This window comes from Streptomyces sp. NPDC031274 (assembly GCF_055570235.1).
In genome coordinates this window covers 25095-39281 of sequence record NZ_JBVIHP010000037.1, presented here as the reverse complement: position 1 = coordinate 39281, position 14187 = coordinate 25095, and the positions used below count along the sequence as shown (strand labels likewise).

The following is a 14187-nucleotide window of genomic DNA, read 5'->3' as shown; positions in this document are numbered from 1 at the left end:
CCCAGCCCCGTCACCTGCTGTCGCTCGCCCTCACGGCAGTCAGAGCCGCTCGCCCCGCCTCCAGCCGCGCGGCCGGGATCCTGAAGGGTGAGCAGGAGACGTAGTCGAGGCCCACCCGGTGGAAGAACTGGATGGACTCGGGGTCGCCGCCGTGCTCGCCGCACACGCCCGTCTCCAACCACGGCTTGACTGCGCGCCCCGCTTCCACTGCCAGTTCCACGAGCCTACCGACGCCCTCCTGGTCGAGTGACTCGAAGGGAGACACGGTGAAGATTCCCTTCCGCAGGTACAGAGGGAAGAAGGATGCTTCGGCGTCGTCCCGGGACAGGCCCCAGGTCATCTGTGTCAGGTCGTTGGTGCCGAAGGAGAAGAAGTCGGCGAATGCGGCGATGCGACCGGCGGTGAGCGCGGCGCGTGGCAGCTCGATCATCGTGCCGATCGGGCAGTTCAGCGGCAGGCCCGACTCTGCGGCGACGTCGGCGAGTACACGCTCCGCCTCGGCTCGCGCCAGGCGAAGTTCCTCGACCGTCCCCACCAGCGGGATCATGATCTCCGCTCGCGGCCGTCCGCCGTCGCGGAGTCGCTGGACGACCGCTTCGGCGACAGCCCGTACCTGCATGGCGACCAAGCCGGGCACGGCCAGGCCCAGGCGCACGCCGCGCAGGCCGAGCATCGGGTTCTGCTCATGCATGCGCTCGACAGCGGTGAGCAGCTCTCGGTCGCGCATCTCCGGCTTTGCGGCCCTCGCGAGGCGTACGGCAAGTTCCGTGCGGTCGGGCAGGAACTCGTGCAGCGGCGGGTCCAGGAGCCGGATGGTCACCGGCAGCCCGTCCATCGCCCCCAGGATGCCCGTGAAGTCCCCCCGCTGTAGCGGCAGTAGCGCGTCCAGAGCCCGTTCGCGGGTGCTGTCTTCGCGGGCCAGGATCATCGCCTCGACCAGCTTCCTGCGTTCACCGAGGAACATGTGCTCGGTTCGGCACAGGCCTATGCCCTGGGCCCCGAGCCTGCGGGCGCGTTCGGCGTCTTCAGGTGTGTCGGCGTTGGCCCGTACTTCGAGTCGGCGTGTGGAGTCGGCCTGAGCGAGGGCGCCCAGTACGGCGCGCGTCAGCGGTCCGGTGCTGACGCCCGTCTCCAGCGCACGTCCCACATCCGACGCTGTGAGCGGCAGCGCGCCCAGGTAGACGGTGCCTGCGGTGCCGTCCACCGAGATGGTGTCTCCCGCGCGCAGAACAGTTCCGGAGGCAGTGGTGAGTTGTTGCGCCGTTGTGTCGACGGTCAGCGAATCGGCACCGCACACGCAGACCTTGCCCATACCGCGGGCGACGACCGCGGCGTGGCTGGTCTTGCCGCCGCGGCTGGTCAGGACCGCCTGCGCGGCGATCATTCCGGGAAGGTCGTCGGGGGTGGTCTCCCGGCGTACGAGGACGACGGGCTCACCGCTCGCGACCCTGCGCACGGCCGTCGCCGAGTCGAAGACCACAGCGCCGACCGCCGCGCCCGGCGATGCGGGAACGCCTCGCGCGAAGGGCACGTCTGTGGGGCGCAGTTCGAAGCGGGGGAACATGAGCCTGGTCAGCTCGGTACCGTCCACGCGCGCCAACGCCTCAGCGGCCGTGATCGTGTGCTCTTCGCGCAGGTCGTGGGCGATACGGAAAGCGGCCTCCGCCGTGCGCTTGCCGACCCGGGTCTGCAGAATCCACAACCGGCCGTGTTCGACGGTGAACTCGACATCGCACAGGTCGCGGTAGTGGTTCTCCAGGGTGCTCAGGTGTTTGCCGAGCCGGGTGTACGAGCGGGGGTCGCGTGTCCGCAGCTCGTCCAGGGGAACGGCGTCGCGCACGCCAGCGACGACGTCCTCACCCTGTGCGTCGGACAGATAGTCGCCGTACAGGCCGGGCGCTCCTGTGGCCGGGTCGCGGGTGAAGGCGACTCCGGTACCGGAGTCGGGGCCGAGGTTGCCGAAGACCATCGCCTGGACGTTGACGGCGGTGCCGAGGTCACCGGGGATGTGCTCGCGTCGGCGGTAGATCCGGGCCCGTTCGCCGTTCCAGGAGCCGAAGACCGCTCGAGTCGCGCGGTACAGCTGCTCGACGGGGTCCTGCGGGAAGTCCTCGCCCGTCTCGCGGCGAATGATGGACTTGAACTCAGTAGTGAGCAGGGCGAGTTCGGACGCGTCCAGGTCGTGGTCATCGGTAACCGCCCGCTGTTCCTTGTGCTCGGCGATGGCCTGCTCGAACAGGTCGCCGGTCACGCCCATCACGGTGCGCCCGAACATCTGGACCAGGCGCCGGTAGGAATCCCACGCGAACCGTTCCTGCCCCGACGTCTTGGCGAGTCCGGTCACCGAGTTGTCGTTGAGGCCGATGTCGAGGATCGTCTCCATCATCCCGGGCATCGAGAAGCGGGCGCCCGATCGGACCGACACGAGCAACGGGTTGTCGCTCTGCCCGAGCGTGCGGCCCATGGTGCGCTCCAGGGCGGCCAGGGCCCGGGCCATCTCGACGCCCAGTTCGGGCGGTTCCTCACCGGTCGCGAGATAGGCCTTGCACGCTTCGGTCGTGATCGTGAATCCCGGTGGAACGGGCAGCCCGAGCCGCGTCATCTCTGCCAGGCCGGCGCCCTTCCCGCCGAGCAGGACGGCCATCTCGCGGCTGCCCTCGTCGAATCCGTACACGTACTTCGTCGGCGCGCTCGTCATGGCCAGGTCCTCTCACTCATGGGGGACGACGGCCACGGGGCAGCCGACGTGGTGGATGGCGGCGTGGGTGACCGGACCGGTGCGCGGGCCCACCGGCTGCTTGACCGGACGGTGACCGACGATCAGCAGGCCTGCCCCGGACGCTGCGCGGACCAGCGCGGTCGATGCTTTCTCCGCCACCACCGATTCCAGGACCTCGACGTCCGGGTACTTGTCGCGCCACTCCTGGATCACGGCAGTCAGGAATCCCTGCCACTCCTCCCCTTGGTCCCCTTCGTCCACCAGTGCGATGTCTCCGGGACCAAGGCTCAGGGCGGAAGGCGGCTGCCATGCGTACATGACCCGGAGGCGAGCGCCGCGCGACCGGGCGGCCCGGAAGGCGAACTCGATCACCTCGTCGCACGGATCACCGAGGTCGAGACCGAACACCACGTCCCTTGACCGGGGCCGTGTGGACGCGCCGGCGGCGTCGGCACGGGCGCCGTCGTCCTCGTGCGCGGTCCCACGCGCACGCACGAGGACGACGGGACGGGTCGCCCTGGCCACCACCCCCAAGGCGACGGAACCCAGAAGGAAGCCGGTGAGACCGCTCAACCCGCGTGAGCCCAGGACAAGGAGTTCGGCGCGCTCGGCCGCCCGCAGCAAGGCCTCGGTCGCCGGGCCCTCGACCTGTCTGTCGTAGAGGCGCACACCGTCGAGGCGCACCCCGTCACAGGCGCTGCGGGCCCGGTCCTCCGCCCGCCGCAGGACACAGCGGGCCACATGCCTCTGAGCGGCACCCGCCGGTTCGCTTCCCGCTGGGCGGGCGTGCACGAGATGTAGCGGACGCCCACGCCGCACGGCCTCGCGCGCCGCCCACTCGGCGGCGGCCACACCCTCGATGGATCCATCGACTCCGGCTACGACGGGCGCGAGCGTCATGGGGCGCACCTCCTGCGGTAGATCTGCTCCACACCGCCAGCGTCCGTCCGTGGCCGCGCGGGTTGGAGAGGCCACACGGCACTCGCCCGGGTCCATCCGGCCCCTGCACGCCTCTGGGGGTCCGCGGTCAGGATGGAGATTCGGGGAGGGCTTCCCCCCTCCTGGGGAGGCGGACTGTCATGGAGCGAGTGATCGTTGCCGGAGTCGACAGGTCGGCGCGCAGTCGTGCCGCGGCCGACTGGGCCGCACATGAGGCGCTGCTGCTCGGGCGCACGCTGCGCGTGGTCCATGTCTCGTCCCTGGGCGGACTGGATACGGCGGAGCAGTGGCCGCCGTACCGGCCGGAGACCGTGGCGGAGCAGGTGCGGGAACAACTCACAGCCTGGCACCCGGCCCTGCACGCCGAGAGCCTCTTGCTCACCGGTGGGGCCCCGCGGGCTCTGTGCTCGCAGAGCGGGGGTGCGGAGATGATCGTGCTCGGCCTGCGCGGGGAGGGCGGCCACGCCGGGCTCCTCCTGGGGTCGACCGCCTCGGGAGTGGTCGAGGCAGCCGCCTGCCCGGTGGTGCTGGTGCCCAGCGGGCTCGTGTGTGAGGGCCCGGTGCGCCGGCCGGACAAGGTCACCGTCGGTGTCGACGCGCGGGACCCCGCGGCCGGGGCCATCGACTTCGCCTTCGAAACGGCGAGCCGCCGCGGCGTGCTGCTGCACGCGCTGCATGCATGGGCCTTTCCCCCGAGTGCGGCCGAGTGGCCTTTCGGTGTGCCTGAGGCGGAGCGTGCCGCCTGGGAGGACCACGAGGTGCAACTGCTGGCCGACGTGCTGCGGCCATGGCACGAGAAGTACCCGGACGTGCGCGTTCTTGAGGATGTCGTTCTGTTCGCACCTGCCGCGGGCCTGATCCGAACCTCCGTCCATGCCGAACTGATCGTGGTCGGACGGCGGGCGGGCGGGACCGACAGTTCCGCTCCGGGGTCCGTCACGCGTGCTCTCCTGCGCCACAGCAGGTGCCCTGTGGCCGTTGTGCCCTCGTGATCGACCGGCACGGTGCCCGAGCAGACCTGTCGTTCTGTGCAGCCAGGCCCGTCTGTACGTCCAGGCTCGTCTGTACATCCAGGCTCGTCTGCGCATCCAGGTTCGCTCGGGCAGCGGGCTGACGTCACGAGGAGAACAGCGCCACCTTGAGCGCGCCGCTCTCATCCGGCCGGGCGAAGACGTCGTACGCCTCCTGCATCTCCTGCAGGCCGAAGCGGTGCGTGACGAACCTGCTGACGTCCAGCTGCTTGGCTGCCACCATGCGCAGCAGCGTCGGTGTGGAGTAGGTGTCCACAAGGCCGGTGGTGATCGTGACGTTGCGGATCCAGAGGTCCTCCAGGTGGAGCGTGGCCGGGCGCCCGTGCACGCCGACGTTGGCGACGCGTCCGCCGGGGCGGATCAACCGGGTGCAGAGTTCGAAGGTGTCGGGGACACCCACCGCTTCGATCGCCACGTCCGCGCCGAGCCCGCCGGTGAGTTCGGCGATACGGTCGGCTATGCCGGAGTCCGGTTCCAGCGTCAGCTGCGCGCCGTGGAGTGCGGCCATCTCGCGCCGCTGCGGAGCGGGATCGACAGCGATCACACGGCTGGGGCTGAAGAGCCGGGCCGTCAGGATCGCGGCCAGGCCGATCGGGCCTGCTCCCACGACGACGACCACATCGCCCGGCGTCACCTTGCCGTTGAGGACGCCCACTTCGTACGAGGTGGGCAGGATGTCGGCGAGCATCAGCGCCGTCTCGTCGGTCACCTCCTCGGGCAGCACGTGCGTGGAGGTGTCGGCGAAGGGAACGCGGGCGTATTCGGCCTGGACGCCGTCGATCCGGTGTCCCAGGATCCAGCCCCCTCCGCCCCGACATTGGCCGTACTGGGATTCGCGGCAGAAGCGGCAGCGGCCGCAGGCGCTGATGCAGGAGATCAGTACCCGGTCACCGGGTCGCACCGTGCTGACGGACGCTCCCACCTCGTGCACGGTGCCGACGGCCTCGTGGCCGAGAACCCGGCCCGACTCGACGGCCGGGACATCTCCCTTCAGGATGTGCAGATCGGTGCCGCAGATCGTGACCGCGTCGATGCGCACGATCGCGTCGCCGGGGTCCTGGATCGCCGGGTCGGGAACGTCGTCCCAGGATCGCTTGCCGGGGCCGTGGAAGATCAGAGCCTTCATGGCTGCCTCCTTGAGCTGTTGCCTGGCATCTGGACCGCGCAAGGTGGCGGACGGTTCCTACGTCTCCTACGTCCGCCACGCGATGCGGATGGTCAGCTGGATGTCCGCTCGTCCGTGAGGCGGGTCGCGATCCGGCCCGCCCAGGCCTCGATGTCTGCGAAGTCGCGGAAGTCCCCGCCCTTCCCGGCAGAGATGATCTTCCGGGCGATGAAGCCCTTCGCCCCTTCTTCCAGGCAGCCGCCGAAGGTGGCGTGTTCCTCGGCGTCGAGCCGGACGACGGCCCGTTTCACGCCGGGTACCGGCGGGATGTCCCGCTCCGAGGCGGACGCGTCGAGGGGGCCGCTGCTGAAGAGCCACAGAGGACGCCCGGCCAGTTCGCGGTGGTGGCGACGGATGAAGCGTCGGGTGTCCTTGTGCCAGCGACCGGCGTAGAGCCCGCCGCCGACCACCACGGCGTCGTAGGAGCCCAGATCCGTCACGGATCGGGCGGGCATCGCTTTCGCTGTCATGCCTTCCTTGCGCAGGACCTCGGCGATGGTCTCCGCGATTCGTGCGGTTGACCCGTTCGTCGATCCGTAGGCGACCAACACGTTGCTCGGCATGGCGGTCCGCCTCCTCTCACAGCTTTCGCAGCCAGTCGTCGGTGACGCCGTGCAGTGCCTGCTCGTCCGGCCTGAGGTGTGAGTCGTCAAGTCCGTAGGTGAGTTTGGCGACCACCGCGACGACGCCGTCGATCTGGCGTGTCATGGAGACGGCGATCTCCGTCTCGCTCTTGCGTTCCATCCGGCCGGCGAGTGTGACCACGCCCTCGGTCACGGAAACCGCGATGGTCTGAGGTGCCATCCACAGAGTGCGCACCAGGACCTCCTTGATCACCTCGTCACGGATGTCGGCGTCGGGCCGCAGGAAGACCTGGAGCAGGTCGTGCCGCGTGACGATGCCGACGAGCCGCTCCTCCTCGTCCAGGACGGGCAGCCGCTCCACATGCCGCTGGGCCATGGTGCGGGCGGCTTCGACGATGGTGTCGTCGGCGTGCACGGTCACGGGCGGTTCGGTCATCAGCTGGCCCGCGGTGCGGGCCTTCGCCTTCGCGGCCTGTTCCTTGGTGCTGCGGGTCAGCGCGGGAAGCCGGAAGCGGCGCTTCGGCCCGGAGGGGTCGGAGTCCGCGGCTTGACGGGCCATCAGGTCGGTTTCGGAGAGCACCCCGATGACCTTCTCGTCGTCGTCGACCACCGGCAGCCCGCTGATGTGGTGGTCGGCGAGCAGTCGCGCCACTTCCTTGAACGGGGTGCCGTACTTGGCGCGCATGACCTCCGTGGTCATCACGGAGCCGACCTTGTTGTGCTTCATGAGTGTTCCTTTCTCAGCGAAGTCGGCGCAGATAGGGGTCCTTGGGCCTGCGGGGCAGCAGGCGTACGCGCGCATCCAGTACGGAGACTCCGCCGGGTGTCGCGAGAACCGGGTTGAAGTCGGCCTCGGCGAGCTGCGGCAGGTCATCTGCCATGCGGGACAGTCGCAGCAGGAGTTGCTCCAGTCCCTGGAGATCGACGGGTCCGCTGCCGTGCGCGCCGAACAGGAGCGGTGCGCAGCGCGGTGAGGTGATCAGGTCGTGGACGTCGTGGTCGGTCAGTGGTGCGAGTCGGGCGGCATGGTCGGCCAGGACCTCCGTCGCCGTACCGCCGAGTCCGAACAGGACGAGAGGGCCGAAGACCTCGTCCTGGACCACGCCGGCGAACAGTTCCGTACCCCGCGCGGCGAGCGGCTGTACGACCACGCCGGTGAGCAGCCCGGCGAATCGGGTCGCGAAGTCCCGGAACGCGGCGCGAACCTGGGAGTCACCCTCCAGGTCGAGGAGGACGGCGTGCTGCTGGCTCTTGTGGAGCAGTCCGGGCCAGTGCGCCTTCATGACCACCCGGCCGTCGGCGCCGCGCAACCGTTCGGCGGCGAGGACGGCGTCTTCCTCGGTCTCCGCCCAGGCCCACGGGATCTGGGGAACGCCGTAACAGGCCAGGAGGTCGGCGCAGGCGCGCGGGTCGAGCCAGCCGCCGTCCGGATGGGCGGCGAGGTAGGACTCGGCTGTCGCACAGGCGCGCGGGGTGTCGATTCCGGTGAGGTCCGGGATGGTGCCGGACGGGCGCCGCAGCCAGGACGCGCGCCGGGCCGCGTGGGCCAAGGCCCGCGCCGCCGCCTGGGGTTCGGCGTAGGAGGGGATGGTGCCGCCGTCAGCGGCGGGCAGCAGTCGGACCGGCAGGTCCTGTTCGAGGCGTACCGCGGCGACCGGCCGTTTCCGGCTTTCGAAAGGATGGGTGAGGGCCCTGATCAGGTCATCGCCCGTGGCCGAGGCGACAGCGGTGGGGACGAGGGCGAGCAGCACGGCGTCGATCCCCGGGTACCGCAGGATCCGGTCCACGCAGCGGCTGAGCTGTTCCTCGGAGACAGCGGCGGTGGCGTCGACCGGATTGCCGACGGCGGCCCCGTCGGGCAACACGGCCAGCAGGTCGTCGACCGCCGTCGGGGGCAGCGGCGGCAGGGACAGTCCGGCCTCCGCGCAGGCGTCGGCGGTCAGGACACCGGCGCCGCCCGCGTTGGTGACGATCGCCACGCGGGTGCCCGCCGGGAGCGGCTGGGAGTGCAACAGCGCGGCGGTCTCCAGGAGTTCACCCACCGACCGGGTCGCGGTGATCCCCGCCTGCGTGAACAGGGCCTGGCGGGTCATGGTGCGTGTGGCGGCGGCAGCCGTGTGCGAGGCCGCGGCGCGGCGGCCCATGTCGGTGCGGCCCGCGTCGACCGTGAGTACCGGCATGCGACGTGTCACGCGTCGAGCCGTACGGGAGAATGCCTGCGGGTTGCCGAACGACTCCAGGTGCAGCACGGCGAGGTCGGTGCGGTCGTCGCTCTCCCACCACTGGAGCATGTCGTTCCCGCTCACGTCGTACTTGTCGCCGAGGGACGCGAAGGTCGAGACGCCGATGCCCAGGCGGGAGAGTCCATCGAGGAACGCGATGCCGACGCCTCCCGACTGCACCGCGACACCTGCTGTACCGGGGCGCGGATGGTCGGTGGCGAAGGTGGCGTCGAGTGAGAGTTCCGGGTCGGTGTTGGAGATGCCGAGGCAGTTGGGTCCGACGAGGCGCATGCCGTAGGTACGGCACGCTGCCACCAGCGCCCGTGCCTGGGCGCCGTCGAGTCCGGCGGAGACGACGATGAGCGCCCGTACGCCGGCTTTGCCGCATTCCTCGGCCGTTGCGGGGACCGCGGCGGCGGGCACGGCCACGACCGCGAGGTCGGGGGTCTTGGGCAGGGCACTGACCGACGGATGGGAGGGGATACCGAGAATCGAGGTGACGCTTGGATTCACCGCGACAAGGCTCCGGGTGAAGCCGCCTGCGCGCAGATGGTGCAGGATCGCCCGTCCCACCGACCCGGGCCTGCGTCCGGCTCCGATCACGACGATGCCGTCCGGTCGCATCAGCGGCTCCAGACTGGCCACGTCGGCGGCCCGCCCGCGTGCCTCGACCGCTGAGAGATAGGCGTAGTCCTCACCGAGAGCGATGGTGCAGCGCACCTCCGGGCCATCGAAGCGACGCACCGTACGCAGGCCCAGGTCGGTGAAGAGCCGCAGCACCTCATGGTTCTCGCTGAGGGCGTCAGCCGTGAACTCGCTGATGTCCTCCGCGCGGGCGGCCGAGACCAGGTGCTCGACCAGGAGCGTGCCGACGCCGCGGTGGTGCAGCCCGTCGGCCACCGCGATGGAGATCTCGGCCGACTGCGGGTCCTTTCCGGTCGCGTACTCGGCCACGCCCATCACCAGCCCCTGAGCCTCGGCCAGCAGAGCCCGATAGCCGGGGCGCGGTGACTCACATGCCCGGTCGGCCGCCAGCGCGCCGGAACGCCGGCTCGCCGCGAAGAACCGCAGCCTGAGGTTGTCCGGAGACATCTCCTCGTAGAGCCCCTGCAGCTGATCGTGATCGGCCGGCGCCACCGGACGGATGCACACGGTGGTGCCGTCCGAGAGCAGGGCGTGGACTGTGGGTCGCCTGAGCCTGTCGTCCGTCATAGCGGATCTCCTCCATGCCTCGACACTTCGAGCATCCAGCGGACGGGAGGGGGATCCCATGGGCTGTCCGGGGGTGACATCGGGCCGGTCGGCCCTATGGGCGGTGCTCGGCGCTCGATGCCGACCGGCCTGCTCCGGCAGCCCCAGTCGTGGGGCGGTCAGCTCGGCAGGGTGAGTGCGCAGGACTCCCCGGGAGCCACCGACACCGTGCGGTCCGCGAAGGCGACAGAGATCGGATCGCGATCGGAGTCCGGCACGGTGATGTGCAACGCTCCTGACCGCAGCCGCAGCCGCACGCCCCAGTGGCCCTGATACCGGATCGAGAACCCGTACTCGGACAGCTCCGGCAGCGGGACGGGGTCGAACCGCAGGGCGCCGCCTCTGGTCTCCAGGCCGGTCAGGCCCCGCTGTACGAGATCGAGCGTGCCCGCCATGGCACCCAGGTGGATGCCCTCGCCCGTGGTGCCGCCCTGGATGTCGGCGATGTCCCCTGCCAGCGCCTCCTGTACGAATGCCCAGGCCTGGGTGCGCCGGGCCCGGGCAAGCACCCAACCGTGGACGAGGCTGCTGAGGGTCGAACCGTGACTGGTGCGGGCCAAGTAGTAGTCGACGGTGCGTTGCCAGGTGGCGTCGTCGAGGGTGTATCCCAACCGCCGGAACATGCCCTGGAGTTCGGCGGGCGCGAAGAGATACCCCAGCATCAGAACGTCGGCCTGCTTGGACGCCTGGTAGCCGTTGACGGTGTCGCCCTCGGCCTCCAGGATCCGGTCCAGGCGCCGGATGTCGCCGTATCGCTCCCGGTACACCTGCCAGTCGAGCTCGGCGAGGTCGCCGTATCCATGGAACTGGCTGATGACACCGGCGTGGAAGGGCACGTACAGCTTCCGGGAGATGTCCTCCCACCTGTCGAGCTCAGCTGATGCGAGCCCGGCCCGCTCGAAGAGGTCCCGGCGGCGGGGTCCGGGCAGATCGTGCAGTACGTCGAGGGCGCGGGCAAGGACCCAGGCGGCTGTGACGTTGGTGTAGGTGTTGTCGTCGAGGCCGGGAGCGGAGGCGTCGGGGTAGCTCTCGTGGTACTCGTCGGGGCCGACGACCCCGCGAATGCGGTAGCGGCCCAGCGTCTTGTCGTAGGTCGACATGCCGGCCCAGAAGCGGGCGATCTGCGCCAGCATCTCGGCACCCTTGGTGTGCAGGAACTCCGTGTCGCCGGTGGCCTGGCAGTACTGCCACACGTTGTACGCGATGGCCGAGCCGACATGGTGCTGGAGCCGGGAGTGGTCGGGCAGCCAACGTCCTGAGCGCGGGTTCAGGTGGAGCTGCTGGGTCTCCTCGCGGCCGTCGCTGCCGCTCTGCCAGGGATACATCGCACCGCTGTGCCCGGCGTCGCGGGCTGCGAGGCACGCCTGCTCAAGGCGTCGGTGGCGGTAGGTGAGCAGGGCTCGGGAGACCTCCGGGAAGTGCAGGTTGAGGTACGGAAGGACGAACAGCTCGTCCCAGAAGACGTGGCCGCGGTAGGCCTCTCCGTGCAGACCCCGGGCCGGGACGCCGACGTCGAGCCCGGCGGAGTGCGGGGACAGGGTCTGCAGCAGGTGGAAGAGGTGGAGCCGCAGCACCGGCCCCGCACTGTTCGGCACGTCCAGTTCGGCGTTGCGCCAGAGCTCCTGCCACGCGGCGCGGTGAGAGACGAGCAGGGCCCCGACGTCAGCGGCGCGGCCGACTCGGTCGATGGCCGCGTACAGCGGGTCGCTGATCGCCGGATCGCGGGACGTGTGCAGGGCGACGATCTTGTCGACGGTCACGGTCAGACCGTCGGACAGTGAAAGGCGAAGTAGTTGAGAGGCCCGCCCGCCCTCGTGCTCTGTGGTGATGCGTGCGGGGGCGTCGGTGACCGTTCGAGCGGCCAGGCTCACCCTGATGTCCGACGTGCTGGTGCGGCAGCGCAGCCACACGGTGTCCGGCGCGGAAGTACCGGTGTGCACATGCGTGAGGTGCTGGGAGGCCAGTGAGCGATAGCGTTCGACTCCCTCGTTGGCGACCGTTCCATCGAGAGCGGACTCGACCTCCACCTCCCCGGACCAGCCCTCGGCAGTCAACTCGGTGCGCAGAACGGCCAGATGAGGGTCGGCCATGTGCGTCAGGCTCAGCTGCCGCACGGCAAGGCGCCGGCCGTTCTCGTCCTCGTAGCGCACGGTGCGTTCCAGAGTGCCGGTGCGCAGGTCGAGAGCCAGGTGGTGGTCGAGCACCTTGTGGGTGTCCGGTGTGAGCCAGGCTCCTGTGTCCGTGCGGACCCGCAGTGGCAGCCAGTTGGGCAGGTTGACCATGTCCTCGTTCTCGACCTGGCGCCCGGCGACCTCCGAGGTGAGCCGGTTGTAGCAGCCCGCCACGTACGTGCCCGGGTAGTGGACGGAGTCGGCGGCGCACTCGGGGGCCGCGCCGCGGGTCGCGAAGTAGCCGTTGCCGAGGGTGCACAGGGACTCGCGCAGACGCACCTCCGCCGGGTCGTATCCCTCGTACTCCCAGGTCCAGTCGCGCATCCTCAGCCCTCCGAGTCCAGTAGCTCCGCGAGATCGTCGACCACCAGGTCCGCTCCGTGCTTCAGCAGCGCGGCACGGGTACCTGCCGTGCGGGTTCGGTCCACGCCGATCACCACACCGAAGCCACCGCGGCGCCCGGCCTCGACTCCGGCCAGAGCGTCCTCGACGACAGCGGCGCGGGCCGCGGGAACTCCGAGGCGCCGGGCTGCCTCCAGGAAGAGGGCCGGGTCAGGTTTGCCTGACAGCTGTAGCCGGGAGGCTTCGGAGCCGTCCACGAGTGTGTCGAAGAGGTCGCGTACTCCGGCGTGTTCGAGAAGTTCGCGAGCGTGCCGGGAGGCCGAGACAGCGGCTGTCGCCAGGCCGGCGGAGCGCAGGACACCCAGCAACCGGACGGTGCCGGGATAGGCGTCGATGCCGTGCTCGCGCAGCCGGTCGGTGTACAGCCGCTCCTTGTCGGCGGCGACGGCCTTGACGTCGGCCTCTGTCGGGGCCGGTCCCTGGGACTCCAGGTAGGCCCGTGCTCCGTCGAGACGCGACTTGCCGTCGACGTATCGAAGGTAGTCGTCCTGTACGTCGAAGGGACGCCTGCCTTCCATGAGCGGGGAGGCGTCGAAGGCCGTCTTCCACGCGGCGGCGTGCACCCGTGCGGAGTCCGTGATCACACCGTCGGTGTCGAAGACAACGGCTGCCGTACCGCGCAGTGCGCGGGGTACGGCAGCCGTGCCGTCCTGTTGGGTGCGCATCAGCGGTCGGCCACCAGCGCGGTGAGGTCCAGGAGCCGGTTGGTGTAGCCCCACTCGTTGTCGTACCAGCCGAAGACCTTCACCAGGGTGCCGTGCGCCTGCGTCAGGGCAGGGTCGAAGACGCAGGACGCCGGGTCCCCGATGACGTCGCGGGAGACGATGGGCGCCTTCGACACCCGCAGGATGCCGTTCAACGCGCCGTTCGCCGCCTCGGCGAAGGCGGAGTTGACCTCGTCGGCCGTCGCTTCGCGGCGCAGCACCACGGCGAGGTCGGTGAGCGAGCCGTCCTCCACCGGCACACGGACGGCGATGCCGTCCAGGACGCCCGCCATCTCCGGCAGGACCAGACCGACGGCGCGGGCGGCTCCCGTGCTGGTCGGGATGATGCTCAGGGCCGCCGAACGGGCCCGGCGCAGATCCTTGTGCGGGCCGTCGAGGAGGGCCTGGTCGTTGGTGTAGCCGTGGATGGTGGTCATCACGCCCCGGTCGACGCCGAACGCCTCGTGCAGGACCTTCACCATCGGTGCCACACAGTTGGTGGTGCAGGAGGCCGCCGACACGATGCGGTCGCTGTCCCGGTCGTACGTGTCGTCATTGACGCCCATCACGATGGTCGCATCCGCGTTCTTGCCGGGCGCGGAGAGCAGCACCGTGTGGGCGCCGCTCTTGAGGTGCAGGGCAGCTGAGTCGCGGTCACGGAACCGGCCGGTGGACTCGATGATGATGTCGGCACCTTGATCGGCCCAGCGAAGGGCCGACGGGTCGCGTTCGGCGGTGACGTTGATACGCCGACCGTCCACGGTGATGGAACTGTCGTCGTGAGTGACCTCGCGGCCGATCCGGCCGAACGTCGAGTCGAATTCCAGCAGGTGGGCCAGGGTGGCGGGCGGCGCGATGTCGTTGATGGCGACGACCTCGACATCCTGGGTGACCGCCTCCGCCCGGTTCAGTGCCGCGCGCAGGTAGGTGCGGCCGATGCGGCCGAAGCCGTTGATACCGACACGTGTGGTCATGGCGGTGAACTCCTTTGTGATGTAC

The 14187-nt window shown here is 70.1% G+C and carries 10 protein-coding genes; 1 reads left to right on the top strand and 9 read right to left on the bottom strand.

The annotated features are described in order from the left end of the window. Positions 1–10: 10 nt before the first annotated feature. Positions 11–2698: a pyruvate, phosphate dikinase gene (ppdK, locus tag ACZ5CR_RS39615; RefSeq protein ID WP_468866986.1), complete on the bottom strand. Its 2688-nt coding sequence runs from the start codon at positions 2696–2698 to the stop codon at positions 11–13. A gap of 12 nt (positions 2699–2710) precedes the next feature. Beyond that, complete coding sequence (locus ACZ5CR_RS39610; RefSeq protein WP_468866984.1) at positions 2711–3619, bottom strand: universal stress protein; 909 nt, start codon at positions 3617–3619, stop codon at positions 2711–2713. Positions 3620–3798: 179 nt separating this feature from the next. Between ACZ5CR_RS39610 and ACZ5CR_RS39605 the strand changes: the two genes are divergently transcribed. Next, the gene (locus tag ACZ5CR_RS39605; protein WP_468866982.1) at positions 3799–4650 is read left to right on the top strand and encodes a universal stress protein; all 852 of its coding nucleotides are present in this window, start codon (positions 3799–3801) and stop codon (positions 4648–4650) included. 124 nt (positions 4651–4774) lie between these two features. Here the strand turns inward: ACZ5CR_RS39605 and ACZ5CR_RS39600 are convergent, their stop codons facing one another. The 7 genes from ACZ5CR_RS39600 to gap all read right to left on the bottom strand — a co-directional run bounded on the left by ACZ5CR_RS39600 (position 4775) and on the right by gap (position 14162). Further along, positions 4775–5815, bottom strand: coding sequence for a zinc-dependent alcohol dehydrogenase family protein (locus tag ACZ5CR_RS39600; RefSeq protein ID WP_468866980.1), 1041 nt, complete (start codon positions 5813–5815; stop codon positions 4775–4777). A 92-nt stretch (positions 5816–5907) separates the two neighbouring features. After that, positions 5908–6417, bottom strand: coding sequence for a flavodoxin domain-containing protein (locus ACZ5CR_RS39595; RefSeq protein WP_468866978.1), 510 nt, complete (start codon positions 6415–6417; stop codon positions 5908–5910). A gap of 16 nt (positions 6418–6433) precedes the next feature. Continuing rightward, entirely contained in the window at positions 6434–7165 is a 732-nt protein-coding gene (locus ACZ5CR_RS39590; protein ID WP_468866976.1) for a CBS domain-containing protein, read from the bottom strand. Positions 7166–7178: 13 nt separating this feature from the next. After that, on the bottom strand, positions 7179–9872 hold the full coding sequence (locus ACZ5CR_RS39585) for a bifunctional acetate--CoA ligase family protein/GNAT family N-acetyltransferase (protein ID WP_468866974.1): 2694 nt from the start codon (positions 9870–9872) through the stop codon (positions 7179–7181). A gap of 158 nt (positions 9873–10030) precedes the next feature. Then, entirely contained in the window at positions 10031–12406 is a 2376-nt protein-coding gene (locus tag ACZ5CR_RS39580) for a glycoside hydrolase family 65 protein (RefSeq protein WP_468866971.1), read from the bottom strand. Positions 12407–12408: 2 nt separating this feature from the next. After that, positions 12409–13149 (bottom strand): HAD family hydrolase, encoded by a 741-nt coding sequence (locus ACZ5CR_RS39575; RefSeq protein WP_468866969.1) that lies wholly within the window; start codon positions 13147–13149, stop codon positions 12409–12411. Next, complete coding sequence (gap, locus tag ACZ5CR_RS39570; protein ID WP_468866966.1) at positions 13149–14162, bottom strand: type I glyceraldehyde-3-phosphate dehydrogenase; 1014 nt, start codon at positions 14160–14162, stop codon at positions 13149–13151. Before gap ends, ACZ5CR_RS39575 begins: the two co-directional genes overlap by 1 nt. Positions 14163–14187 lie beyond the last annotated feature (25 nt).

Excerpts from the sequence above, each read along its gene's own strand:
- ppdK (WP_468866986.1), bottom strand. The coding sequence starts at position 2,698 with ATGACGAGCGCGCCGACGAAGTACGTGTACGGATTCGACGAGGGCAGC.
- ACZ5CR_RS39610 (WP_468866984.1), bottom strand. The coding sequence starts at position 3,619 with ATGACGCTCGCGCCCGTCGTAGCCGGAGTCGATGGATCCATCGAGGGT.
- ACZ5CR_RS39605 (WP_468866982.1), top strand. The coding sequence starts at position 3,799 with ATGGAGCGAGTGATCGTTGCCGGAGTCGACAGGTCGGCGCGCAGTCGT.
- ACZ5CR_RS39600 (WP_468866980.1), bottom strand. The coding sequence starts at position 5,815 with ATGAAGGCTCTGATCTTCCACGGCCCCGGCAAGCGATCCTGGGACGAC.
- ACZ5CR_RS39595 (WP_468866978.1), bottom strand. The coding sequence starts at position 6,417 with ATGCCGAGCAACGTGTTGGTCGCCTACGGATCGACGAACGGGTCAACC.
- ACZ5CR_RS39590 (WP_468866976.1), bottom strand. The coding sequence starts at position 7,165 with ATGAAGCACAACAAGGTCGGCTCCGTGATGACCACGGAGGTCATGCGC.
- ACZ5CR_RS39585 (WP_468866974.1), bottom strand. The coding sequence starts at position 9,872 with ATGACGGACGACAGGCTCAGGCGACCCACAGTCCACGCCCTGCTCTCG.
- ACZ5CR_RS39580 (WP_468866971.1), bottom strand. The coding sequence starts at position 12,406 with ATGCGCGACTGGACCTGGGAGTACGAGGGATACGACCCGGCGGAGGTG.
- ACZ5CR_RS39575 (WP_468866969.1), bottom strand. The coding sequence starts at position 13,149 with ATGCGCACCCAACAGGACGGCACGGCTGCCGTACCCCGCGCACTGCGC.
- gap (WP_468866966.1), bottom strand. The coding sequence starts at position 14,162 with ATGACCACACGTGTCGGTATCAACGGCTTCGGCCGCATCGGCCGCACC.